The 24,409-nt window shown below is 71.0% G+C and carries 23 protein-coding genes; 19 read left to right on the forward strand and 4 right to left on the reverse strand.

What is annotated here, in order from left to right; genetic code table 11:
- Positions 1-78: 78 nt before the first annotated feature.
- Complete coding sequence (gene pgsA, locus AC07EQ_RS39285) at positions 79-684, forward strand: phosphatidylinositol phosphate synthase (RefSeq protein ID WP_478392895.1); 606 nt, start codon at positions 79-81, stop codon at positions 682-684.
- 90 nt (positions 685-774) lie between these two features.
- Here pgsA and AC07EQ_RS39290 read toward each other — a convergent pair whose 3' ends face one another.
- A complete protein-coding gene (locus AC07EQ_RS39290) occupies positions 775-2,889 on the reverse strand; it encodes an elongation factor G-like protein EF-G2 (RefSeq protein ID WP_478392896.1) in 2,115 nt (704 codons plus the stop codon).
- A gap of 209 nt (positions 2,890-3,098) precedes the next feature.
- Between AC07EQ_RS39290 and pdxS the strand changes: the two genes are divergently transcribed.
- Positions 3,099-4,016 carry a pyridoxal 5'-phosphate synthase lyase subunit PdxS gene (gene pdxS / locus AC07EQ_RS39295; protein ID WP_132483549.1) on the forward strand — a complete coding sequence of 306 codons (918 nt, stop codon included), beginning with the start codon at positions 3,099-3,101 and terminating at the stop codon, positions 4,014-4,016.
- Between the two features lie 42 nt (positions 4,017-4,058).
- Here the strand turns inward: pdxS and AC07EQ_RS39300 are convergent, their stop codons facing one another.
- Positions 4,059-4,631, reverse strand: a complete 573-nt coding sequence (locus tag AC07EQ_RS39300) for a helix-turn-helix domain-containing protein (protein ID WP_397528114.1) — start codon at positions 4,629-4,631, stop codon at positions 4,059-4,061.
- Between the two features lie 69 nt (positions 4,632-4,700).
- Here AC07EQ_RS39300 and AC07EQ_RS39305 point away from each other — a divergent pair, with 69 nt between their 5' ends.
- From AC07EQ_RS39305 to AC07EQ_RS39365, 13 genes are all read left to right on the forward strand, one after another.
- Positions 4,701-5,408 (forward strand): AzlC family ABC transporter permease, encoded by a 708-nt coding sequence (locus AC07EQ_RS39305; RefSeq protein WP_478392897.1) that lies wholly within the window; start codon positions 4,701-4,703, stop codon positions 5,406-5,408.
- Positions 5,405-5,716: an AzlD domain-containing protein gene (locus tag AC07EQ_RS39310; protein ID WP_358578540.1), complete on the forward strand. Its 312-nt coding sequence runs from the start codon at positions 5,405-5,407 to the stop codon at positions 5,714-5,716. The genes AC07EQ_RS39305 and AC07EQ_RS39310 overlap by 4 nt, the downstream gene beginning before the upstream one ends.
- Positions 5,717-5,918: 202 nt before the next feature.
- The gene (pdxT, locus tag AC07EQ_RS39315; RefSeq protein ID WP_478392898.1) at positions 5,919-6,611 is read left to right on the forward strand and encodes a pyridoxal 5'-phosphate synthase glutaminase subunit PdxT; all 693 of its coding nucleotides are present in this window, start codon (positions 5,919-5,921) and stop codon (positions 6,609-6,611) included.
- A 15-nt stretch (positions 6,612-6,626) separates the two neighbouring features.
- A complete protein-coding gene (locus tag AC07EQ_RS39320) occupies positions 6,627-7,379 on the forward strand; it encodes a YebC/PmpR family DNA-binding transcriptional regulator (RefSeq protein WP_397528115.1) in 753 nt (250 codons plus the stop codon).
- 430 nt (positions 7,380-7,809) lie between these two features.
- Positions 7,810-8,277 carry a DUF4262 domain-containing protein gene (locus tag AC07EQ_RS39325; protein WP_478392924.1) on the forward strand — a complete coding sequence of 156 codons (468 nt, stop codon included), beginning with the start codon at positions 7,810-7,812 and terminating at the stop codon, positions 8,275-8,277.
- Between the two features lie 123 nt (positions 8,278-8,400).
- The gene (gene ruvC, locus AC07EQ_RS39330; protein WP_358578546.1) at positions 8,401-8,973 is read left to right on the forward strand and encodes a crossover junction endodeoxyribonuclease RuvC; all 573 of its coding nucleotides are present in this window, start codon (positions 8,401-8,403) and stop codon (positions 8,971-8,973) included.
- Between the two features lie 124 nt (positions 8,974-9,097).
- Positions 9,098-9,697 carry a Holliday junction branch migration protein RuvA gene (gene ruvA / locus AC07EQ_RS39335; protein WP_478392899.1) on the forward strand — a complete coding sequence of 200 codons (600 nt, stop codon included), beginning with the start codon at positions 9,098-9,100 and terminating at the stop codon, positions 9,695-9,697.
- Positions 9,698-9,707: 10 nt separating this feature from the next.
- The gene (ruvB, locus tag AC07EQ_RS39340) at positions 9,708-10,778 is read left to right on the forward strand and encodes a Holliday junction branch migration DNA helicase RuvB (RefSeq protein WP_478392900.1); all 1,071 of its coding nucleotides are present in this window, start codon (positions 9,708-9,710) and stop codon (positions 10,776-10,778) included.
- Between the two features lie 327 nt (positions 10,779-11,105).
- On the forward strand, positions 11,106-11,498 hold the full coding sequence (yajC, locus tag AC07EQ_RS39345; RefSeq protein WP_478392901.1) for a preprotein translocase subunit YajC: 393 nt from the start codon (positions 11,106-11,108) through the stop codon (positions 11,496-11,498).
- 374 nt (positions 11,499-11,872) lie between these two features.
- A complete protein-coding gene (secD, locus tag AC07EQ_RS39350) occupies positions 11,873-13,432 on the forward strand; it encodes a protein translocase subunit SecD (protein WP_478392902.1) in 1,560 nt (519 codons plus the stop codon).
- Positions 13,429-14,592 carry a protein translocase subunit SecF gene (gene secF, locus AC07EQ_RS39355; protein ID WP_478392903.1) on the forward strand — a complete coding sequence of 388 codons (1,164 nt, stop codon included), beginning with the start codon at positions 13,429-13,431 and terminating at the stop codon, positions 14,590-14,592. Before secD ends, secF begins: the two co-directional genes overlap by 4 nt.
- A complete protein-coding gene (locus AC07EQ_RS39360; protein WP_478392904.1) occupies positions 14,589-15,155 on the forward strand; it encodes an adenine phosphoribosyltransferase in 567 nt (188 codons plus the stop codon). Before secF ends, AC07EQ_RS39360 begins: the two co-directional genes overlap by 4 nt.
- 222 nt (positions 15,156-15,377) lie before the next feature.
- Positions 15,378-17,693: a RelA/SpoT family protein gene (locus AC07EQ_RS39365; RefSeq protein ID WP_358578558.1), complete on the forward strand. Its 2,316-nt coding sequence runs from the start codon at positions 15,378-15,380 to the stop codon at positions 17,691-17,693.
- 93 nt (positions 17,694-17,786) lie between these two features.
- Here AC07EQ_RS39365 and AC07EQ_RS39370 read toward each other — a convergent pair whose 3' ends face one another.
- On the reverse strand, positions 17,787-18,623 hold the full coding sequence (locus AC07EQ_RS39370; protein WP_478392905.1) for a peptidylprolyl isomerase: 837 nt from the start codon (positions 18,621-18,623) through the stop codon (positions 17,787-17,789).
- Positions 18,624-18,807: 184 nt separating this feature from the next.
- Between AC07EQ_RS39370 and AC07EQ_RS39375 the strand changes: the two genes are divergently transcribed.
- The 3 genes from AC07EQ_RS39375 to AC07EQ_RS39385 are packed head-to-tail and all read left to right on the forward strand — an operon-like array spanning position 18,808 to position 21,412.
- Positions 18,808-19,491: an MBL fold metallo-hydrolase gene (locus AC07EQ_RS39375; RefSeq protein WP_358578562.1), complete on the forward strand. Its 684-nt coding sequence runs from the start codon at positions 18,808-18,810 to the stop codon at positions 19,489-19,491.
- Between the two features lie 20 nt (positions 19,492-19,511).
- Positions 19,512-20,780 (forward strand): histidine--tRNA ligase, encoded by a 1,269-nt coding sequence (hisS, locus tag AC07EQ_RS39380; protein ID WP_478392906.1) that lies wholly within the window; start codon positions 19,512-19,514, stop codon positions 20,778-20,780.
- The gene (locus tag AC07EQ_RS39385; RefSeq protein ID WP_478392907.1) at positions 20,777-21,412 is read left to right on the forward strand and encodes a hypothetical protein; all 636 of its coding nucleotides are present in this window, start codon (positions 20,777-20,779) and stop codon (positions 21,410-21,412) included. Before hisS ends, AC07EQ_RS39385 begins: the two co-directional genes overlap by 4 nt.
- Before the next feature lie 237 nt (positions 21,413-21,649).
- On the opposite strand, the gene AC07EQ_RS39390 is transcribed toward AC07EQ_RS39385, so the two are convergent.
- On the reverse strand, positions 21,650-23,107 hold the full coding sequence (locus AC07EQ_RS39390) for a YibE/F family protein (RefSeq protein WP_478392908.1): 1,458 nt from the start codon (positions 23,105-23,107) through the stop codon (positions 21,650-21,652).
- A gap of 134 nt (positions 23,108-23,241) precedes the next feature.
- On the opposite strand from AC07EQ_RS39390, the gene AC07EQ_RS39395 reads away from it, so the two are divergent.
- A complete protein-coding gene (locus tag AC07EQ_RS39395) occupies positions 23,242-24,321 on the forward strand; it encodes an Rv2578c family radical SAM protein (protein ID WP_478392909.1) in 1,080 nt (359 codons plus the stop codon).
- The last annotated feature ends 88 nt before the right edge of the window (positions 24,322-24,409 follow it).

The following is a 24,409-nucleotide window of genomic DNA, read 5'->3' on the forward strand; positions in this document are numbered from 1 at the left end:
ATCTGCCGTGCGATTGATCAGCTGCGGCTAATCTGCAGGAAACGACACTCGGTGCACAGGCGGCTGACACTTCACGCAATGCTCAACATCTTCGCGCGGGCTTCCATTTCGCGACTGACCGACCCGATCGGCGCGGGGTTGGTCCGCCTCGGGCTGTCGCCGAACGCGGTCACGGTGACCGGCACGGTCGCCAGCGCCGGGGCGGCGATGTGGTTCTTCCCGCGCGGCCAGCTGTTCGTGGGCACCGTGGTGGTCGCGGTGTTCCTGCTCTTCGACATCCTCGACGGTGCGATGGCGCGGGCCGGCGGCAAGGCGACGCGGTTCGGCGGCGTGCTGGACGCGAGCTGCGACCGGCTGGTCGACGGCGCGTTGTTCGGCGCGCTGGTGTGGTGGGCGCTGGTCGTCGACGTGAACCACCTGCGCGGCCTGGCGTTGCTGATCTGCCTGGTGAGCGCCCAGGTGATCTCCTACGTGAAGGCGCGCGCGGAGGCCAACGGCCTCAGCGCCGACGGCGGCCTCGCGGAGCGGGCCGAGCGGTTCCTCGTGGTCCTGGTCGGCACCGGCCTGCACGGCCTGGGCGTGCCGTACGTGCTGGACGTCGCCGTCTGGCTGCTCGTGGCCCTGTCGCTCGTCACGATCGCCCAACGGCTGATCGCGGTGCACACCTCCTACCGCAACCGCTGACCCGGCCCCGCCGTCGGCGGTTCGCCGCAATTTCAATGGAAATCGAAGGTCTGATTTCCATTGAAATTGCGGGACCACACGTCCGGGTGGTCACTTCTGCGGGACGAGGGACTCCGGCATCGGCTCGTAGCTCTCGAACTGCCGCGTGAAGGTCGCGCTGCCGGAGCTCAGCGACCGCACGTTCACCGTGTAGCGCACGAGCTCGCTCGCGGGCACGTGCGCGCGCACCACGGTCCACCCGCTGTCCTCCGGCTCCGTGCCGACGACCTTGCCGCGCCGGCTGGACAGGTCGCCCAGCACCGCCCCGAGGTGCTCGTCGGGAATGCGGACCGCGACCTCGTCGACCGGCTCCAGCGTGACCAGCCCCGCCTGCTCGGCGGCGGCCTTGAGCGCCAGCGCGCCCGCCGCCTGGAACGCCGCGTCGGAGGAGTCGACGCTGTGCGCCTTGCCGTCCACCAGCGTGACCCGCACGTCCACCAGCGGGGCGCCCTCGTTGATGCCCTTCTCGATCTGCGCCCGCACGCCCTTCTCCACGCTCGGGATGAACTGCCGCGGCACCGCGCCGCCGACCACGCGCTCGGTGAACTCGATGCCGGAACCGCGCGGCAGCGGCTCCACCTCGATGTCGCACACCGCGTACTGGCCGTGCCCGCCGGACTGCTTGACGTGCCGCCCGTGGCCCTTGGCGGGCTGGGCGAAGGTCTGCCGCAGGGGCACCCGCACCGGCACCGTGTCGACCTCGGCGCCGCCCTCGCGCAGGCGTTGCAGCACCACCTCCGCGTGCGCCTCGCCCATGCACCACAGCACCAGCTGGTGCGTCTCGCTGTCGCGTTCCAGCCGCAGGCTCGGGTCGGCGGCGATCAGCCGGTTGAGGTTGCGCGCCAGCGCGTCCTCGTCGCTGCGGGTGTGCGCGGTGACCGCGATCGGCAGCAGCGGTTCCGGCATCGGCCACGGCTTGAGCAGCAGCGGGTCGGACGGATCGGACAGCGTGTCGCCGGTCTCGGCCGAGCCGATCTTGGTCAGCGCGCACAGGTCGCCCGCGATGCAGTGCGACACCTCGCGCAGGTTCACGCCCAGCGGCGAGTAGAGGTGCGCCACCCGTTCGTCCTCGTCGTGGTCCGGGTGCCCGCGCTCCGCCATCCCGTGCCCGGAGACGTGCACCGGGCGCTCCGGGCGCATCGTGCCGGAGAACACCCGAGCCAGCGACACGCGTCCCACGTACGAGTCGACCGAGGTGTGCACCACTTCGGCCGCCAGCGGCCCCGCCGGGGCCGGGGTGAGCGGGTGCGGATCGCGGCCCTGCGGGTCGGTGAACTCCGGCAGCGGGTGCTCCAGCGGCGACGGGAAGCCGCGCCGGATGCCTTCGAGCACCTCGTGGATGCCGACCCCGGTCAGCGCGCACACCGGCAGCACCGGGTGCAGGCCGCCCTTCGCCACGGCCTTCTCCAGGTCGGCGATCAGCGTGTCCTCGTCGATCTGCTCGCCGTTGAGGTACCGGTCCATCAGCGACTCGTCCTCGCTCTCGGCGATGATCGCCTCGATGAGCTCGCCGCGCGGCCGGTCGATCTGCTCGCGCAGCCGCTCGTCGGCCGAGACGGTGCCGCCGAGCTCGTAGATCTGCTCGGTGAGCAGGCCGATCAGGCCGAAGAACTCGCCGTCGGAGTCGAAGTGCGGCAGGTACAGCGGCAGCACGCCGGAGCCGAACGCGTCCTGGCAGCTCAGCAGCGCGGTGTCGAAGTCGGCGCGCGGCTGGTCCAGCCGGGCGATGAGCACGGCTCGCGGCATGCCGACCGCGGCGCACTCCTGCCAGATCGCGCGGGTCGCGGCATCGACGCCTTCGGTCGCCGAGACGACGAACAGGGCGGCGTCCGCCGCGCGCAGCCCGGCGCGCAGCTCGCCGACGAAGTCCGCGTAGCCGGGCGTGTCGATCAGGTTGATCTTGACGTCGCCGTGGTTCATCGGCGCGATGGCCAGGCCGATGGACCGCTGCTGCTCGATCGAGGCGGGCTCGTGGTCGCACACCGTGGTGCCCTCGGTGACCTTGCCCGGTCTGGGAATCGTCGAGGTGGCGGCCAGCATCGCCTCGGCGAGCGTGGTCTTGCCGGCGGCCGACGGGCCGACCAGCACTACGTTGCGGATCTTCGCGGGATCTGAGGGGGCCGGTATCGCCGGCCCTCCTACTGTGCCGCTTTGCTTCGTGCCCATGAGTACTCCCTGCGAGCTCCCGGCGACCGACTGTGTCTCCGATCACACACCTCGTGTTCGGGTCGTGCAAGGCCGGTGGTCACCTGGCATGGGAGTGATGTCGCCACCGGGCAAGTGGACTACCGGAAATCGCGGTTAGTGGACCGTGGAAATGGTCCAGTTCGGGAATAGCCTGGTCGCGGCAGAGCAGGACGACAGGAAGGCCGAAGGTGACTACCGTCGACGCCAAGGACACCGCCAACAACGCCCGGACCGGCACTGACGGTGTCAAGCGCGGCATGGCAGAAATGCTCAAGGGCGGCGTGATCATGGACGTGGTGACGCCCGAGCAGGCCAAGATCGCCGAGGCCGCCGGTGCGGTCGCGGTCATGGCGCTGGAGCGGGTGCCCGCCGACATCCGCGTCCAGGGCGGCGTGGCCCGGATGTCCGACCCGGACATGATCGAGGGCATCATCGACGCCGTCTCCATCCCGGTGATGGCCAAGGCGCGCATCGGCCACTTCGTCGAGGCGCAGGTCCTGCAGTCGCTGGGCGTGGACTACATCGACGAATCCGAGGTGCTCACCCCGGCCGACGAGGTCAACCACATCGACAAGTGGGCCTACACCGTGCCGTTCGTGTGCGGCGCGACCAACCTCGGCGAGGCGCTGCGGCGGATCTCCGAGGGCGCGGCGATGATCCGCTCCAAGGGCGAGGCCGGCACCGGCAACGTCGTGGAGGCGACCCGCCACATGCGGCAGATCCGCGCCGACATCCGGCGGCTGTCGGTGCTCGGCGAGGACGAGCTCTACGTCGCGGCGAAGGAGCTGCGCGCCCCGGTGCAGCTGGTCCAGGAGATCGCCAGGACCGGGAAGCTGCCGGTCGTGCTGTTCACCGCGGGTGGCATCGCGACCCCGGCGGACGCGGCGATGATGCGCCAGCTGGGCGCGGAGGGCGTCTTCGTCGGCTCGGGCATCTTCAAGTCCGGCGACCCGGCGAAGCGCGCCGAGGCGATCGTCAAGGCGACGACGTTCTACGACGACCCGGACGTGATCGCGAAGGTCTCCCGAGGCCTCGGCGAGGCGATGGTCGGCATCAACCTCGACGACCTCACCGAGCAGCAGCGCTACGCCCAGCGCGGCTGGTGACCCCGGCGCGGCCGGGGCGCCTCCGGGTGCCCCGGCCGCGCGTCAGGCGTGCTCCATGACGAGGACCGCTCGGGTGGCCGGTTCGAGGGCTTCGTACATGTGGGGCACGTCGCCGGAGAACGAGATGTAGTCGCCGACCTCGAGCTCCACCGGGTTCTCCTCCGGGCCTGCCAGCAGGCGTCCGGAGGTGAGGACGACGTGCTCCACCGATCCTGGGATGTGGGCGTCCGCGTGGCGGACCCCGCCCGGCTCCAGTTCGAGGACGTAGAGGTCTCGGCGGGCCCCGGAGCGGCCGGAGGACAGCAGCGCTGCGGCGTAGGTCGATTGCTCCGAGCGCACGAGCGGGACCTGTCCGGCCCGCACGACCCGCACCTGCGGCGTCGGCGGGTCGACGAGGCGGCTGAAGGGCACGCCCAGCGCCACGCCCAGCGCCCAGAGCGTTTCCACGCTGGGGTTCCCGGTGCCGGATTCGAGCTGCGACAGGGTGGATTTCGCGATCCCGGCGCGCCGGGCGAGTTCGGTGAGGGTCAGCCCGGCGCGGTCGCGTTCGCGGCGCAGGGAGGCGGCGATGGTCTCCAGCGGCGGTGCGGCCGCCGTGTTCTCGGTCTCACTCATGCCTGTTCGCTCTGTCGGTCCTTGAATTCGGTTTGACGAACAACGCCCTTGGTGTTCAGGATAGCGAACGTGAGTACGTTAGAGCGAACACGAGCGGGATTCTGGCGGGACGCGCTGGTGCGCGACGTGCTGTCGATGGCCCTGGCGATGGCCATCGTCGGCGCGTCGCTCGGCGCCATCGCGGTGAGCAAGGGCGTGCCGCTGTGGATGATCACGCTGATGGGCGCTGTGGTGTTCGCCGGCGGCTCGGAGTTCATGGTGGTCGGCCTGGTCACCGCCGGCGCCGCCCCGGTCACCGCGGTGCTCGGCGGCCTGATGCTCAACGCCCGCCACCTCCCGTTCGGCATGGCGGTCGGCGGCCTGCTGGACCGCGGCTGGCCGAGCCGGCTGCTCGGCAGTCACCTGATGGTGGACGAATCCGTCGCGTTCGCGCTGGCGCAGGGCACCACGGCGCAGAAGAAGCGCGCGTACTGGCTGACCGGCATCGCCCTGTACTGCGCCTGGGCCCCCTCGGTGTTCCTCGGCGGCCTGCTCGGCCAGAGCGTCGGCGATCCGGGGGCCTTCGGCCTGGATGCGGCGATGCCCGCGGCCCTGCTGGCCCTGATCATGCCGTCGCTGCGGGAGTTCCGGACCCTGCGGGCGGTCGCGGTGGGCGCGTTCGTGGCCTTGCTGACCACGCCGGTGCTGCCCGAGGGCCTGCCGGTGATGGCCGCGCTGGTCGGCCTCGCCGCCGCGCTGCCGCTGCCGAAGCGACTGGTGGGGGAGGAGGCCCGATGACTCTCGGCGTGATCTTCGCGCTGGCCGCCGGCACCTACGCCATGCGGCTGGCCGGCCCGCTGCTGCGCGGCCGGATCCAGATCTCCGAGCGGTTGGAGCAGCTGCTGTCGATCGCCGCGATCGTGCTGCTCGGCGCGTTCGTAGCCACCAGCACCGCGTTCGAGTCCGGTGGCTTCGCCGGCTGGGCCCGTTTCGCGGGCGTCGCGGTCGGCGGCGTGCTGGCCTGGCGGCGGGCGCCGTTCGTGTTGGTGGTGGCCGCCGCGGCAGCCACCACGGCCCTGCTGCGGCTCACCGGCCTGGCGGGGTAGGCCGCCGCAAGTTCAATGAGGTTTTCCAGCCTCGTTTTGGGTGGCGGTGCGGGTGGCGGAACCTCAGAGGCTTCCTGGTCTGTGGGTGCCCTGACTGATGTATGTCCAGCTCAATGGAAATTGCGGCAGTCGGACTGCCGGGGCCTGAGGGCCGCGCATCCCGGCCTTCGGTTGTGGACGGAAGTGCAGGAGAATCGGAACCGTGACGAAACCCGTGATCGGAGTCCTCGCTCTGCAAGGCGGCGTCGCCGAGCACCTGGCCGCGCTGGAGCGCAGCGGGGCCGATGCCCGGCCGGTTCGCCGAGCGGAGGAGCTGGCGGCGGTGCAGGGCATCGTGCTGCCGGGCGGCGAGTCGACCACCATGACCCGCCTGCTCGACACCTTCGAGCTCTACGAGCCGCTGCGCGAACGCCTCGCGGCGGGTCTGCCCGCGTACGGCTCGTGCGCCGGGATGATCATGCTCTCCCGCGAGGTGCTCGACGAGGACCGGGAACTGCCGGCGGTCCGCCCGCTGGGCGCGCTGGACGTCGTCGTGCGGCGCAACGCCTTCGGCAGGCAGGTCGATTCCTTCGAAACGGACCTGGAATTCGCCGGCATTCCGGACGGCCCGGTGCACGCGGTGTTCATCCGCGCACCATGGGTGGAGAAGGTCGGTGCGGACGTCGAGGTGCTGGCCGCAGTGTCTGACTCGGGGCCGGAATCGGGGCCCGACTCGGGGCCCGATGACCCGGACACCACCGGGCGGGATGCGGCCGCCGGTAGGATCGTCGCGGTTCAGCAGGGACCGGTGCTCGCCACCGCTTTCCACCCGGAGCTGGTCGGCGGGGACGAGCGCGTGCACCGCTATTTCGTACAGATCGTCCGCGCGCGGCTTGGTTCCACGGCGCAGGCGTAGAAAGACGGAGGAGAGATGAGCGGCCACTCCAAGTGGGCCACCACCAAGCACAAGAAGGCCGCCCTCGACGCCAAGCGCGGCAAGCTCTTCGCGAAGCTGATCAAGAACATCGAGGTTGCCGCTCGTACCGGTGGGGGCGATCCCGAGGGCAACCCGACCCTGTACGACGCCATCCAGAAGGCGCGCAAGAGCTCGGTCCCGATGGACAACATCGAGCGCGCCCGCAAGCGCGGCGCGGGTGAAGAGGCCGGCGGCGCCGACTGGCAGACGATCATGTACGAGGGCTACGGCCCCAACGGCGTCGCAGTGCTGGTGGAGTGCCTGACCGACAACCGCAACCGCGCCGCGGGCGAGGTGCGCACCGCGATGACCCGCAACGGCGGCTCGATGGCCGACGCGGGCTCGGTGTCCTACATGTTCAACCGCAAGGGCGTCGTGCTCCTGCCGAAGAACGGGCTCAGCGAGGACGACGTGCTCTCCGCGGTGCTGGAGGCAGGTGCCGAGGAGATCAACGACCTCGGCGAGAGCTACGAGATCCTGGCCGACCCGGCCGACCTGGTCGAGGTGCGCAAGGCGCTGCAGGCGGCGGGCATCGAGTACGACTCGGCGGAGTCGAACTTCCTGGCCTCGGTCAACGTCGAGCTCGACGCCGACGCGGCCCGCAAGATCTTCAAGCTGATCGACGCCCTCGAGGACTGCGACGACGTGCAGAACGTCTTCGCCAACTTCGACGTGTCGGACGCCGTGCTCGAAGAGGTCAACGCGTAGAGCCTGTTTCCAGGCTCGTTTTGCGTGGCGGTGCGGGTAGCGGCCCCCCTGCGGGAATTACAGGCGCCGTCTGGCTGTGGGATCCCCGATTTGTGTATGTCCAATACGCGACTTCGGGGCTGTCCTCGCCAGACGACGTCTGAGAACCCGCGGCGGTGCCGGTTGCGAGGCTGGGCTAAGCGGCTGCGCCGCTTCAAGGAAAAGCCCGCCTTACCACGCCCAACTGCACCACTTCCCCGCCGACGGGAAGGCGCGAAGTCGGGACGCGCCTGGTTCCGCGTGTCCGCCGAGGTCATGGCGGACACGCGGCGTGCCCGGCCCGCTCCCGCCGGTGTCCACAGTGGCCGACGCCCGGGTGGCGGCGGGGGTGGATCTGCTCCGCAGGCAGAATGGCGCCGTGGTCGACACGGATGAGGCTCTGCGCAAGTGGATGGTGAACACCGCGGACAAGCACGGGGCCGCGGTGATGCACGTGGCGGGCGACGACAGTGGCGCGGCGTACGCGTTCTCGGTCGGCGCGTGGCGGCGCTTCGGCAAGCCCGAGGTCGTCGTGATCGGTCTGCCCAAGGAGGTCGCGCACGCGGTGGTCAACACCTACGTGCAGCGGGTCGGCGGCGGCGAGCGGTTCCAGCCGGGGCAGCTCTACGACGGCTTCCTGCAGGGTTGCCCGGTCACCTTCGAGAAGGTCGCGCTGCAGCACTACCCGGAGTACCTGGGCAGCGCGTTCCTGGTCTACAACGGGCCGGACTTCCCGGCGGTGCAGCTGATCGCCTCCAGCCCGGACGACGGCAAGTTCCCGTGGCAGCCCGACGCGCCGGGCGGTTTCCGCGAGTACCAGCCGGTCCTGACCGACAGCGGCCTCCCGGAATCCTGGACGCCCGGGAACGACGGTCCCTGACCGGCGAGGACGCCGCGCGATCTGACCCGGTCGGGTGAGGCGCGTGCGTGTCGGTGTGGTCGCGGGCGCCGGCGGTTCGATAGGGTTCGAACGAGTGTTCATCAGGCGGGAGCAGGTGGCGTCGTGCGCGTGCTGGGAGTCGACCCCGGGCTGACCCGCTGCGGTCTCGGCGTGGTCGACGGCGGCCGCGGCCGCGAGGTCGCCTGCGTCGCGGTCGGCGTGGCGCGCACCCCGCCGGAGGACGAGCTGTCCAGCCGGCTGCTGGCGGTGTCCGAAGTGGTGGAGCAGTGGATCGACGCGCACCGCCCCGAGGTGGTGGCGATCGAGCGGGTCTTCAGCCAGCACAACGTGCGCACCGTGATGGGCACCGCGCAGGTCTCGGGCATCGTGGCGCTGGCGGCCGCCCGCCGCAAGCTGCCGGTCGCCTTCCACACGCCCAGCGAGGTCAAGGCCGCCGTCAGCGGCTCCGGCCGCGCCGACAAGCGCCAAATCACCATGATGATCACCAAGATCCTCGGGCTGGCCGAAGCGCCCAAGCCGGCCGACGCCGCCGACGCGCTGGCGCTCGCGGTCTGCCACATCTGGCGTGCCCCGATGGCCGCCCGGCTCGCCGAGGCGGAGGCCAGGGCGGCCGAGCTCGCCCGGAACCACCGCGCCAGGCTGAAGGCCGCCGCGCAAGCCAACCGAAGATCGTGATGTTCGTCCGCGAAGCGGCGAAGCCGCTCGGCCCACGTGCGCGGGTGACCACCGGCGGGTTCTGAGGTTCCGCTGAGCGACCACCTGCGAACTGGCTCATGAACAGGTTTGGAGGGATTTCCCGATGATCTCCACGGTCCGGGGTCCGGTGCTGTCCATCGGGCTGGACCACGCCGTGATCGAAGTCGGCGGCGTGGGCATGGCGGTGCACGCCACCCCGGTGACGCTGGCCGCCCTGCGTCGCGGCGAGGAAGCGCGGCTGTGGACGTCGCTGATCGTGCGCGAGGACTCGCTGACGCTCTACGGCTTCGCCGACGCCGAGGCCCGCGACCTCTTCGTGCTGCTGCAGACGGCCTCCGGGGTCGGCCCGCGGCTCGCGTTGGCCACGCTTGCGGTGCTCACGCCCGACCAGCTCTGCCACGCGCTGGCCGACGGCAACCTGACGGTGCTCACCCAGGTGCCCGGCATCGGCAAGAAGAGCGCCGAGCGGCTGATCCTGGAGCTGCGCGACAAGGTCGGCGTGGTGGCCGGGACCGCGGCCGGACCGGCTGCCTCGGTGGATCGCGGCCGGGTGCGCTCCGAGGTCTCCGAGGCGCTGGTGGGGCTGGGCTTCTCGGCCAAGCAGGCCGAGCAGAGCGTCGAGGCGGTGCTGGCCGCCGGCAACGGCGACCTGGACACCTCGGCGGTGCTGCGCAAGGCGCTGGCCACGCTGGGCCCGAAGTGAGGCCGACCTGATGCACGAGGACAACGACGAATGGCCGCCGTCCGCTGACGGCGTCGCCCTGACCCCGCAGCAGGACCTGGGCGATCAGGACGTCGAGACGACGCTGCGCCCGCGCAAGCTGAGCGAGTTCGTGGGTCAGGCCCGCGTGCGCGAGCAGCTGGAGCTGGTCCTGCACGGCGCGCTCAAGCGCGGCGAACAGCCCGACCACGTGCTGTTCTCCGGCCCGCCCGGGCTGGGCAAGACCAGCCTGTCGATGATCATGGCGACGGAGCTGGGGGCCTCGATCCGGGTCACCTCCGGCCCGGCGCTGGAACGTCCCGGCGACCTCGCGGCGATGCTGTCCAACCTCGCCGAGGGCGACGTGCTGTTCATCGACGAGATCCACCGGATCGCCCGGCCCGCCGAGGAGATGCTCTACCTGGCGATGGAGGACTACCGGGTGGACATCGTGGTCGGCAAGGGACCGGGGGCGACCAGCATCCCGCTGGAGCTGGCCCCGTTCACGCTGGTCGGGGCCACCACCCGGTCCGGCGCGCTGACCGGGCCGCTGCGCGACCGGTTCGGCTTCACCGCGCACATGGAGTTCTACTCCGCGGCGGAGCTGGAGCTGGTGGTGCGCCGCTCGGCCGGGATCCTGGGCGTGGACCTGCGCGACGACGGGGCGACCGAGATCGCCCGCCGGTCCCGGGGCACGCCGCGGATCGCCAACCGGCTGCTGCGGCGGGTCCGGGACTTCGCGGAGGTGCGCGCCGACGGCGTGGTCGACCGCGAGGTCGCGCGCGCCGCGCTGGCCGTCTACGACGTCGACGAGATGGGCCTGGACCGGCTGGACCGGGCGGTGCTCGCCGCGCTGGTCAAGTCGTTCCACGGCGGCCCGGTGGGGGTTTCGACGCTGGCGGTCGCGGTCGGCGAGGAGCCGAGCACGGTCGAGGAGGTCTGCGAGCCCTACCTGGTGCGCGCGGGCATGATCGCCCGCACCCCGCGCGGCCGGGTCGCGACGGTCGCCGCGTGGCAGCACATGGGCCTCACACCGCCGCAGCACGCGCCCGGCGAGGCGCAGACCGACCTCTTCGCCGAGTGATCCAATAGTGACAAATCGCCGATACTGTGTGCGTGGCCCAGCCATCGGCTCGCAGCCGGGGTGCTGGTCCGTGCTTGCGGCGTGACGTTATCCTCCTCACGTCCCGCTCGGTGGTGGTGAACCGCGCGAGGCGGCACCGCCGGACGGGTGGTGAGCCGCGCGGCAGTCACGAACCGCGCCCCGCACGAGTGCGGGGAGACTCTCCTGGTTCCCAGCGGGAGAGGACGTCGACCCGAGTTGACCTGGCACACTGGGGCAGAACATCCGAACAATTCGGGCGCAGTACTGCGAGGGCTGGGCCCCGAAGCGTCCGCTGAACGGAGCACGATGGACCTCCAATCCCTGATTCTTCCGCTGCTGATCGTCCTGCTGGCGGTGCCGCTGTTCCTGCAGGCCCGCAAGCAGAAGCGCGCCGTGGCCGAGCAGCAGAAGCTGCAGAACTCGATCGAGCCGGGCGACAAGGTGATGACCACCTCCGGTGTGTTCGGCAAGGTCGTCGCCACCAGCGACGACACCATCGACCTGGAGCTCGCCCCGGGCATGACCACCACCTGGGTGCGCGCCGCGGTCCGCGAGAAGGTCACCACCGACAGCGCCCCGGCCGTCGAGGCGGTCGAGTCGACCGAGTCGGCGAAGACCGAGGAGGCCCCGGCCGAGGCCGAGGTCCCCGAGTCGAAGGCCGAGATCGCCGAGCCGATCGAGAAGCAGAAGACCAACTGACAGCAGGCGCAACGCCTCCCCCGGGCGCCGCAGGGCGCCCGGCGGGCGGGTTCGCCGCAGCCAGGTCGTGACGCGGGCACCGGGTTTCCGGGCCCGCGTCCGTGCGTAGTCGTCGATCGACGCACGGTCGCCACCCGGAGCGCCGGAGCCTGCGCCCGGCCTGTCAGACTGGACCGAAGGAATTCGGCGATCCGCCACCGGTGGTGGCGAAGATCGCCAACAGATCGCGCCGATCGGGGAACCTGGCGAGCCCGGCTGTAGGTTGGCGTCGAGCGGGCGGAACCGCTCGCCTCAGCTTGCGCAGTTCGGTAGGCGACGCCTACGCGAACCGACCGCGCACCCGATACGGACCGTGGACAGGAGACTGACGCACCGTGGCACCTCCGGCCGGGCAGATTCGCCCAGGGCGTTATCTGGCGATCTTCGCGCTGATCGTCGTGGGGCTGTACGCACTGGTGTTCTTCACCGGTGACGGCAAGCCGACGCCGAAGCTCGGGATCGACCTCCAGGGCGGCACCCGCGTGACGCTGACGGCCCGCACGCCGGACGGTCAGCCGCCCACCAACGAGGCGCTGAACCAGGCGCGGCAGATCATCGAGACCCGCGTCAACGGCATGGGCATCAGCGGTTCCGAGGTGACCCGGGACGGCAACAACCTGGTGATCACCGTGCCGGGCGAGGGCGGCGAGCAAGCCAAGCAGCTGGGGCAGACCGCCGAGCTGAACTTCCGCAAGGTCGTCACCGCGGTGCCCGCGGCGCAGCCGCCGGCGGGGACCACCCCGCAGGTCGCGCAGCAGCAGGGCCCGGGCGACCAGCAGAAGGCCATCGACGAGGCGAAGGCGCTCCGGCAGAGCACCGACCAGAACGTCCAGATGCAGGCGCTGCAGACGCTGAACTGCGCCGCCGAGGACCCGCTGCGCGGCAACGACGACCCGAAGTTGCCGCTGGTGACCTGCGACCGCGAGGGCCAGCAGAAGTACCTGCTGGAGCCGGTGTTCCTGCCCGGCAAGGAGATCGCGAACTCGCAGGCCGTGCCGCCGAACCCGCAGGCCGGGCAGCCGGGCTGGACGGTGTCGCTGGACTTCAAGAGCGAAGGCGCCAAGGTCTGGGCCGACTTCACCTCCGCCAACGTCGGCCAGCAGGCCGCGTTCGTGCTGGACACCGAGGTCGTGTCGGCGCCGCAGATCCAGCAGGCGCTGCTGGGCGGCAACGCAAGCATCAACGGGCAGTTCAACCAGGAGACCGCGACCGACCTGGCCAACATCCTCAAGTACGGGTCGCTGCCGCTGGCCTTCGACCAGTCCGAGGCCGAGACGGTTTCGGCGACCCTCGGGGTGGCCTCGCTGGAGGCCGGCCTGATCGCCGGTGGCATCGGCCTGATCCTCGTCGCGGTGTACTGCCTGCTCTACTACCGGCTGCTGGGCATCCTGACCATCCTGTCGCTGGTGCTCTCCGGCGGCGTGGTCTACGGCGTGCTGGTGCTGCTCGGCCGCTGGGTCGGCTTCACCCTCGACTTGGCCGGCATCGCCGGTTTCATCGTCGCGATCGGCATCACCGCCGACTCGTTCATCGTGTTCTTCGAACGGCTCAAGGACGAGATCCGCGAGGGCCGCACCTTCCGCTCGGCGGTGCCGCGGGCCTGGGTGCGGGCCCGGCGCACGATCCTGTCCGCCGACGCGGTCAGCTTCCTGGCCGCCGCCGTGCTGTACGTGCTCGCCGTCGGCCAGGTGAAGGGCTTCGCCTTCACCCTCGGCATGTCGACGGTGCTGGACCTGGTCGTGGTCTTCCTCGTCACGCACCCGCTGGTGGCGGTCGCCTCGAAGAACAAGTTCCTGTCCAAGCCCTCGGTCTCCGGCCTGGGGGCGGTGCAACGGCTCGGTGACCGGAACCGGGCCGCCCGCAAGGCCGCCGCGACCACCGCCAAGGAGGCGTGAAGGTGACGACTCCAGGAACCGAAGGCGCACGGCGCGAAAGCGTCTTCCAGCGCCTCTACACCGGTACCGGGGCCTTCGACATCATCGGCAAGCGCGCCCGGTGGTACATCTCGCTGGGCCTGCTCGTGCTCGTCTGCCTCGGCGCCATCGGGTTCAAGGGCTTCAACCTCGGCATCGACTTCGAGGGCGGCACCAAGATCCAGCTGCCCGCCGTCGGCGCCCAGGGCCCGATCCAGACCGACCAGGTGCAGAACGCGTTCCAGGACGCGGTGGGCCACCCGGCGGAGACGGTGCAGATCGCCGGTGCCGGCGCCAACCAGAGCATCCAGATCCGCTCCTCGTCGCTGACCCCGGAGCAGGTGGCTGCCGTCAAGCAGTCCCTGTTCGCCGAGGTGCAGCCGCTGGACGCGCAGGGCAACCCGAGCCAGCAGGTGATCAGCGACAGCGCGGTCAGCGGCACCTGGGGCGGCGAGATCACCCAGCAGGCATTGATCGCACTGGCCGTGTTCCTGGTGCTGGTGACGATCTTCCTGGCGTTCTACTTCGAGAAGTGGATGGCGGTGGCGGCGCTGATCGCGCTGTTCCACGACGTCCTGGTGACCGCGGGCATCTACTCGCTGGTCGGCTTCGAGGTCACCCCGGCCACGGTCATCGGCCTGCTGACCATCCTCGGGTTCTCGCTGTACGACACGGTGGTGGTCTTCGACAAGGTCAAGGAGAACACCCGCGGCCTGCTCGGGCTGACCCGCCGCACCTACGGCGAGGCCGCGAACCTGGCGGTCAACCAGACGCTGATGCGCTCGATCAACACCTCGGTGATCGCGTTGCTGCCGGTGCTCGGGCTGCTCGTGGTCGGCGCCGGGCTGCTCGGCGTCGGCGTGCTGCAGGACCTGGCGCTGGTGCAGATGGTCGGCATGATCGCCGGCGTGGTGTCGTCGATCTTCCTGGCCACGCCGCTGCTGGTGGACTTCAAGATGCGCGACCCGAAGTACCGCGAGCACGCGGCGAAGGTGCGGCAGCGCCGCGAGCGCGCCGCCGCCAAGGCAGCGGGCGAGGACGTCCCGGCCGAGCCGAAGCACGCGGTCGCGGCGGGCACGGCCCCGCGCGGCGGGCGTCCCGGCGCCAAGGCGGGCCGCCCGTCCGGGAAGAGGCGGCGTTGAGCGCGGTGGAGGAGACGGCCATTTCCGTGCAGGTGACCGATGCGACCGACGATGCGCTCCGGCAGGCGGTCGGGCTGATCCGCGAGGTGCCGGACTTCCCCGAGCCGGGGGTCCTGTTCCGCGACATCAGCCCGCTGCTCGCCGACGGCGCCGGGCTCAACGCCGTGGTGTCGGCGCTGGGCCGGGACATCGAGTTCGACGTGGTGGCCGGTGTGGAGGCGCGCGGTTTCCTGGTCGGCGCGGCGGTCGCACAGGAGTTCGGCACGGGCGTGATCGGGCTCCGCAAGCCCGGCAAGCTACCGGTGGTGGCGGACCGGGTCGACTACACGCTGGAGTATGGCCAGGCCACGCTCGAACTCCCGGCGGACACGCTGCGCGCCGGTCAGCGGGTGCTGATCGTGGACGACGTCCTGGCCACCGGCGGAACCCTGGGCGCGGCTTGCCGACTGGTCCGCCAGGCCGGTGCGGAGGTCGCGGCGGCGGCCGTCGTGCTCGAACTCACAGCCCTCGAAGGCCGCGACAAGATCATGGGCGAATCCGTCCGAGCCTTGCTGCAGGCCTGATCAGACGAGGTGAGCGCCGCCCGCGACCCGGTCACCGGGACGCGGGCGGCGCTTTCGTCGCTGATCGGTGCGGCTGAAGTTCGGTCGTCTTTCACCTGCGCCGAGTGACCGCTGGGCGTATCACACCCACACCAGGGAAGGTCCGTCGCTCGGATGGCGTTATTCTCAGTGTCCGGGTCCCCCGGACCTGGGACGAGAGCAACACGAGCCCGGGAGCGTGCGGTGAGCCAACACGTCGAATCTCCTGCATCGGCAGCCGACCCGGCTGCCGAGCCGCGGGCGGCCTCTGCGACGCGTCGCGTCCGAGCCCGGCTGGCCAGGAGGATCACGGCGCAGCGGGCCGCCGCGGTCAAACAGGTGCTGGAGCCGCTGGCGACGGTGCACCGGGAGCTGCACCCGCAGGCCGACCTCGCGCTGCTGCAGCGCGCCTACGACGTCGCCGAGGAGAAGCATCGCAGTCAGCGGCGCAAGTCCGGCGACCCGTACATCACGCATCCGCTGGCGGTCGCGACGATCCTCGCCGAGCTCGGCATGGACACCACCACCCTGGTCGCCGGCCTGCTGCACGACACCGTCGAGGACACCGACTACTCGCTGGAGAAGCTCGGCGCCGAGTTCGGCGACGAGGTGGCGCACCTGGTCGACGGGGTCACCAAGCTGGACAAGGTCAAGCTGGGCGCCGCCGCCGAGGCCGAGACCATCCGCAAGATGATCATCGCGATGGCCCGCGACCCGCGGGTGCTGGTGATCAAGCTCGCCGACCGGCTGCACAACATGCGCACCATGCGCTTCCTGCCGCCGGAGAAGCAGGCCCGCAAGGCGCGGGAGACCCTCGAGGTCCTGGCGCCGCTGGCGCACCGGCTGGGCATGGCCACCATCAAGTGGGAGCTGGAGGACCTGGCGTTCGCCATCCTGCAGCCCAAGAAGTACGACGAGATCGTGCGCCTGGTGGCCAACCGCGCGCCGTCCCGGGACACCTACCTGCGCACCGTCATCGACGAGCTGTCGCACCAGCTCGACACCGCCCGGCTGGCCGCGAAGGTGCAGGGCCGCCCCAAGCACTACTACTCCATCCACCAGAAGATGATCGTGCGGGGCCGCGACTTCGACGACATCCACGACCTGGTGGGCGTGCGGATCCTGGTCGACGAGGTCCGCGACTGCTACGCGGCGATGGGCGTGGTGCACGCGCTGTGGCAGCCGATGCCCGGCCGCTTCAAGGACTACATCGCGCAGCCCCGGTTCGGGGTCTACCAGTCGCTGCACACGACGGTGATCGGCCCGGAGGGCAAGCCGCTGGAGGTGCAGATCCGCACCCACGAGATGCACCGCACCGCCGAGTACGGCATCGCGGCGCACTGGCGGTACAAGGAGACCAAGGGGCGCAACGGCGCCGCGCAGTCGGCCGTCGAGGTCGACGAGATGGCGTGGATGCGGCAGCTGCTCGACTGGCAGCGGGAGGCCGCGGACCCCGGCGAGTTCCTGGAGTCGCTGCGCTACGACCTGGCGACCAGGGAGATCTTCGTCTTCACGCCGAAGGGCGACGTGATCACGCTGCCGTCCGGCTCGACCCCGGTGGACTTCGCCTACGCGGTGCACACCGAGGTGGGCCACCGCTGCATCGGCGCCCGCGTCAACGGCCGGCTGGTGGCGCTGGAGCGCAAGCTGGAGAACGGCGAGGTCGTCGAGATCTTCACCTCCAAGGCGGAGGGATCCGGCCCGAGCCGCGACTGGCTGTCGTTCGTGGCCTCGCCGCGGGCCAAGGCGAAGATCAAGCAGTGGTTCGCCAAGGAGCGCCGCGAGGAGGCGATCGAGTCCGGCAAGGAGCTGATCGCCAAGGAGATCCGGCGGCTGGGCCTGCCGGTGCAGCGCTTCGTGTCGGCGGAAACGCTCGGTGCGGTGGCCCGCGAGCTGCACTACGTGGACGTCACCGGCCTGTACGCGGCGGTGGGGGAGAAGCAGCTCTCGGCGCAGCACCTGGTGCAGCGCCTCGTGGCGTTCATCGGCGGCCCGGAGCAGGCGGCCGACGAGATCGCGGAGCGGTCGACACCGTCGACGTTGCGCGGCAAGCGCCGCAGCAGCGGCGACTCCGGCGTCGTGGTCAAGGACGCCGGGGACGTGTGGGCGAAGCTGGCGCGCTGCTGCACGCCGGTCCCGGGCGACGAGATCCTCGGCTTCGTGACCCGCGGCGGGTGGGTCAGCGTGCACCGCACGGACTGCACCAACGCCGACGACCTGCGCCGCACGCCCGAACGGCTGGTCGAGGTGCATTGGGCGCCGTCGGCGTCGTCGGTGTTCCTGGTCGCGATCCAGGTGGAGGCCCTGGACCGGCACCGGCTGCTCTCCGACGTGACCAAGGTGCTGGCGGACGAGCGGGTGAACATCCTGTCGGCGTCGGTGACCACGTCGAAGGACCGGGTGGCGGTGAGCCGCTTCTCCTTCGAGATGGGCGACCCGAAGCACCTGGGCCACGTCCTCAAAGCGGTCCGCAACATCGAGGGCGTCTACGACGTCTACCGCGTGACCTCCGCGGCATAGCCCGCGTTTCCGCTGTTCAGGCCAAACGGTACTGGCTGTGCAACGAAAAAGGGCGCAGCCCGCAGGCTGCGCCCCTCTCGCGGTCAGGTCAGGTCAGGCCTGGACGTCGACCGACTCGAACTTGACCTCCTGCTTCGGGTGGCCGCCGCCCGGCGACGGCTCGAACGCGCCGTCGTGGCCCGCGCGGGCGATGCCGTCGATGACCTTCAGGCCATCCTCCGAGATGGTGCCGAACACGGTGTAGTCCGGCGACAGCGGAGCCTCGCCGAAGACCATGAAGAACTGGCTCCCGTTGGTGTTCGGGCCCGCGTTGGCCATCGCGAGGTAGCCGCGCCCGTACTGCAGCTCCGGGAACGTCTCGTCGGCGAAGCTGTAGCCCGGGCCGCCGGAACCCTTGCCGGTCGGGTCACCGCACTGCAGCATCTGCAGGCCCTCGGTGCCGATCCGGTGGCACGCGGTCCCGTTGTAGTAGCCCTGCTTGGACAGGCTGATGAAGCTGTTCACGGTGCACGGCGCCAGCGCGCGGTCGAGCGTCAGCGGGATCGCGCCCTGGCTGGTGTTGATGGTGGCCTGCACGGTGCCCTTGGAAGACACCTCGCCGTTGGCCGGCGGCTGCACCGGCTTGCTCGGACCCTTGCTGTCCGGCGGGTACTGGCAGGACACCGGATCCGCCAGCGGCGTGGGCCGGGCCGGCGGCGGCGCGAGCTCGGTGGGGATCTGTACCTCCGGCTGCGCCTGCGGCGGCTGCTGCTGGGCGGTGTCGTCGCCGGTGCGGGTGAAGTAGAAGACGCCCACCACGACCGCGATGACCACGACGATCGTCGCGCCGATGGTGATCATCCGGCGTCGCTTGGCCTGCTCCGCCCGGCGCTGCAGTTGGCGTTCGAGCTTCCGCTTGGCCGCCTGGCGACGTTGCTCGTTGCTGGGCACCTGCTCCCTCCCCGGATTCGGTGAACCTGATGTTGTTCCGGGGAGTTTATGGGGTCGGTCGCGGACCGTTCCTGAGAGCCTGCGCATCGTGCCTGCCGCGCGCGAAGGCGCACGTGGGCGGGACGATAACCTTGGGGGACCGACCCGCCCCATCGGGTGTCGCCGCAACGAAAGGTCGCGCTTCGTGCTTGTCCTCGGGTTCCCGGTAGGACCGCTGCAGGCGAACTGCTACGTGCTCGCGCGCGGGGAAGGCGAGCCCTGCGTCGTCGTGGATCCCGGCCAGGACGCCGTGGCGCCGCTGGACGAACAGCTGCGCAAGCACCGCCTCGCGCCTGCCGCCGTGCTGCTCACCCACGGGCACTTCGACCACGTCTTCTCCGCCGGTGAGGTCTGCGCCGCGCACGACGTGCCCGCCTACGTCCACCCGGCCGACCGCTTCATGCTCGCCGACCCGGGCGCCGCGCTCGGCCCGGCCGGGCGGCAGCTCTTCGGCGACGGCCCGGTGATGGACGCGCCCGCCGACGTCCGCGACCTCGCCGACGGCGACGTGCTGGAGCTCGCCGGGCTGCGCTTCGACGTCACGCACACCCCGGGCCATACCGGCGGATCGGTGCTGTTCGGCGTCGGGACCGACGAGGGTGGGCGGCTGCTGCTGTCCGGCGACACCCTCTTCGCCGGCGCCATCGGGCGCACCGATCTGCCCGGCGGCGACCACGGCCGGATGCTCGAGTCGCTGAGCACCAAGGTGCTGCCGCTGGACGACGAGATCGTCGTGCTGCCGGGCCACGGACCGACCACCACCATCGGGCGCGAGCGCGCGGGCAACCCGTTCCTGCAGGGCCTGCCGGCTTCCGACGCCATTTCCTGACGAGGACTGAACCACCACTCATGACCACGTTCACCGCACCCAAGGGCATCCCCGAGTACTACCCGCCGGAGTCGGCGGGCTTCCTGGCGGTCCGCGACACCCTGTCCGACGCCGCGCGCCGCGCCGGCTACGGCTACATCGAGCTGCCGGTGTTCGAGGACACCACGCTGTTCGCCCGCGGCGTCGGGGAGTCCACCGACGTCGTCAGCAAGGAGATGTACACCTTCGCCGACCGCGGCGGCCGGTCCGTGACGCTGCGCCCGGAGGGCACGGCGGGTGTGATGCGCTCGGTCATCGAGAACGGCCTGGACCGCGGCCAGCTGCCGGTGAAGCTCTACTACAGCGGCGCGTTCTTCCGCTACGAGCGGCCGCAGGCCGGGCGGTACCGGCAGCTGCAGCAGGTCGGCGTGGAGGCGATCGGGGTCGACGACCCGGCGCTGGACGCCGAGGTCATCGCGATCGCCGACGAGGGCTACCGGCGGCTGGGGCTCAGCGGGCACCGCATCGAGATCACCTCGCTCGGCGACAACACCTGCCGCCCCACCTACCGGGCGAAGCTGCAGGAGTTCCTGCGCGGGCTGCCGCTGGACGAGGAGACCCGGCGCCGTGCCGAGCTCAACCCGCTGCGGGTGCTCGACGACAAGCGGCCGGAGGTGCGGGAACTCGTCGCCGACGCGCCGCTGATGGTCGACCACCTCTCGGCGGAGTCGAAGGAGCACTACGAGCAGGTCAAGGCGCACCTGCTCGACCTCGGCGTGGCGTTCGTGGAGAACCCCCGCCTGGTGCGCGGCCTCGACTACTACACCAAGACGACCTTCGAGTTCGTCCACGACGGACTCGGCGCGCAGTCCGGCATCGGCGGCGGCGGCCGCTACGACGGCCTGATGGCCGAACTCGGTGGCCAGGAGTACTCCGGCGTCGGCTTCGGGCTCGGCGTCGACCGGACCCTGCTGGCCTGCCAGGCCGAGGGGCTGCAGGTCGGTGACCAGGCGCGCTGCGACGTGTACTGCGTGCCGATGGGCGAGACGGCCAAGCGCCGCCTGGTGGCGGCCGCGGGTGGGCTGCGGGCGGCCGGGGTCCGCGTCGACGTGGCCTACGGCGGCAAGGGCCTCAAGGGCGCGATGAAGGCCGCCGACCGCTCGGGCGCGCGGTTCGCGCTGGTCCTCGGCGAGCGGGACCTCGAAGCCGGCACCGCGCAGCTGAAGGAGCTGGCCAGCGGCGAACAGCGCGCGGTGTCGCTGGATTCGCTGGAGGCCGAGGTCCGGGACGCGGTCGCGGAGCCGAGATGACCGGAGCAGAGGCGGTTCCGCTGGATCTGCTGGACCGCAAGACGGTCCGGGCGAGGGCTCGCAACGTCGCGATCGCCGCGCTGATCGTCGCCGCCGCGATGGGCGGCATCGTGAGCCTGTTCGCGGGGTCCACGGGCTTCGCGATCACCGCGGCGATCGTGGGAATCCCGTTGCTGCTGCTGGCTTTCGCGGAGTCCCGCAAGACCATCGAGCTGCGCGGCGGCGAGCTGGTGGCCCGCGCGATGGGCGCCCGCGTGGTCGACGTGAAGAACGCGGATCGGTTCGACCTGTTCGTCACCGACCTGCGCGGTGCGCGGACGGTCAACATGCTGGTCGGCGGCCCGCCCAAGGGCAAGGCGATCAGCGTGTCGCTGGCGCTCTACGCGGGCACCGGCGGCCGGGAACTCGGGATCTACGCGCTGCGTCGGCTGGCGGACACGCTGGCCGGCTCGGCCGACACCCGGGCGCTGGTGCTGTCGCAGCTGATCGTGGCCCAGCTGCGGGCGGAGGCGCGTGGCGACGCGGCCCCGGACCGCCCGCTGTACCGGCTGGCATCGGTCGCGCCGGCCGGCCGGATGGCGCAGCGGCTGCATCCCGACGCGGTCGCGAGGTTCGTCGCCGCACTGGGCTAGGCGCGCACCTCACCGACTGCTCAAGCCCGCAATTTCCATGGAAGTTGCGGATCATCGGCGTGTCGGACACAACACGCCGACGTCTGTGGACAACTTCCGCAATTTCAATGGAAATCGGACCTTCGATTTCCATTGAAATTGCGGACCACCGGGCCGAGGGTGGGTGGACCACCGGGTCGAGGGTGGGTGGACCACCGGGTCGAGGGTGGGTGGATCAGCGGGTCGAGGGCGGGTGGATCAGCGGCCGGGCCTGAGGTGCGGCGGCCGTCGGCGCACCGTCGGGGTTTCCGCGCTGGTGGCGGCCGCTCGCCCCACGCGGTCCGCGACCGAGCCCCCGCTGCGGCCGGAGCTCTTCGCGGGCTCCCGGACCGCCACCGCGGCGGCGATCGCCGTGGTGATCGGCACCGCGGCGACCAGGCCGATGCTGCCGACCAGCGTGCGCACGACCTCCTGCGCCACCGCCTGCGAGCTCACCACCTCGCCGAAGGTCCGGCCGGAGAGCGTGTACGCCAGCAGCAGCGGCAGGGCCGCGCCCGCATAGGCCAGGACCAGCGTGTTCACCGCCGACGACACGTGGTCGCGGCCGATCCGCTGGCCCGCCTTGTAGAGCTGCCGCCAGGACAACGACGGGTTGGCCTTGCGCAGCTCCCACACCGCGCTGGTCTGGGTGACGGTCACGTCGTCGAGCACGCCGAGCGCGCCGATGACGATCCCGGCCAGCAGCAGGCCGCGCGCATCGATCGGCGTGCCGAGCACTCCCATCAGGCTCGACGTGTCCTCGTCCAGCCCGGTCAGGCTGGTGGCCGCCGAGAAGACCACGCTGAGCAGGCCGATCAGGGCGAGGCTCAGCAGGGTGCCGAGCACCGCGGTCGAGGTCCGCGCGGAGAAGCCGTGCGTCAGGTAGAGCACCACGAACATGATCAGTCCGGCTCCGACGACCGCCACCAGCAGCGGGTCCTCGCCGGCGAGGATGGCGGGCAGCACGAAGCCGATCAGCACGACGAAGCTCAGCCCGAGCGCGACCAGCGCGGCGACGCCCTGCCAGCGGCCGAGCACGATCACCGCGGCGGCGAACACGAGGGCCAGGACCAGCAGCGGCATGCCGCGCTGGAAGTCGACGACCTGGTAGGACGACGGGTCGTCGGGGTTGGCCCCGGCGTAGCTGAGCACCACGTGGTCGCCGACGGCGAATCGCGGCGTACCGGGGTCCGTCGGCACCGTCTGCTCGATCGTCCGGTCGGGGCGCGGCCCGTCCTGCATCTGGACTCCGAGCACCACGCAGCCGCTCTCGTCGGGCGAGCCCTGGGTGCACGAGCCCGCGGCGGCGGAGACGATGACGGCGTTGACCGGGTACTGGCCGAAGCCGAGGTCGGCGCCGGTGCGTTGCTGGTGGTCGAACGGGTAGAGGAGCAGGAAACCGACGATGGTGGCCAGCGCGAAGGGCGCCAGCGCGATCGCGAGCACCCGCCTGACCTGCTTGGACGCCGGTTCGCCGGGGCCGTGACCGTGACCGTGCCCATGGCCGTGACCGTGCCCGGTGCCGGGGCCGTCGTCCCGTCGCGGGCCGGGGTTCGCGCGGCGACCGCCCTGCGGCCGGTCCGCGGCCGGTTGGGCCTGGTCGGCGGTGCGGCGGTGGCGAGCACGATGGCCGCCTCCGGGCTCGGGAGGCTCTCCGGTGGGGCGGCGGTCGGTCACCGGGCAATTATGCGGACCGCCTGCCGCGGCCCGAAGCGGGGCGTTCGGCCGGGCTCGCCCACCCGCGCCACTCGATCGGCGGACATGAGGAAACGGCGCTCGACATGATGTCGAAACTATGTTCGAATTGATTCATGCGATGGGAACAGCAACGGGTCAAGCCACCGGTCGGGGGTGCGCCGGAGCTCCCGCTCGAGCTGCCGGAGCCGCCGCCGCGGTCCGGCGGGCGCGCGGGGCTGCGATTGCCGGAGCCGGTGCCGATCGAGGCGGGCACGGCCGAGGCGTACGCGATCGAGATCCACGCGAAGTCGGTGCTGAACCGGGTGCCGGGCGAGTCGCACGTGCCGTTTCGCTGGACGGTGAATCCTTACAGAGGTTGCACCCATGCTTGCATTTATTGTTTTGCGAGACGCACTCACACGTACCTGGACCTGGACGCCGGGCACGACTTCGACAGCAAGATCGTCGTCAAGGTCAACGCCGGGGCCTTGCTGCGCAAGGAGTTGGCCGGCCCTCGCTGGGCGGGCGAGCCGATCGCGATGGGCACGAACACGGATCCCTACCAGCGTGCCGAGGGACGCTATCGGCTGATGAGGGAAATTCTTGCGGCACTGCGGGATCACGCGAACCCGTTCTCGATCCTCACCAAGGGCACGCTGATCCTCCGAGACCTGGATCTGATCACTGAGGCTGCGCAGCGGACCAAGGTCTCGGTGGCGGTGTCGGTGGGGTCGGTCGACGAGCGGCTCTGGCGGGCTGTCGAGCCGGGGACGCCATCGCCGCTGCGGCGTCTCGACGTTGTGCGACGGTTTACCGAGGCGGGCATCGGGTGCTCGGTCTTGATGGCGCCGATTCTGCCCGGACTCAGCGACTCGCCGGCCGAGATCGATCGCACGGTGGCCGCGATCGCCGAGGCAGGCGCGACGAGCGTGACGCCCTTGATGCTTCATCTGCGTCCTGGGGCACGCGAGTGGTACCATGAGTGGCTGCGCGGTCAGCGGCCCGAACTGCTCCCGTTGTACGAGCGGCTGTACCGCAACGGCGCCTACGCCCCGAAGTCGTACCAGCGTGAAGTCATGCACCTGGTGGAGCAGGCCAAGCGCCGGCATGGGTTGGCGCACCCGCAGCGACCGGAGAACTTCCGGACGCAGCAGCATGATCCCCCGCAGTCCGATGCGGACCGGGATCGGGCGCGTCAGCTCGCCCTGTTGTGACGTGGGGTCGACGAGCCGGTCAGCGGTCGAACCCGCCGGCTTCGGCCTGGGAGAAACGCCGCCCATGTCATGACGCGCTACCAAGGCC

Source organism: Saccharopolyspora sp. NPDC045839 (assembly GCF_056431645.1).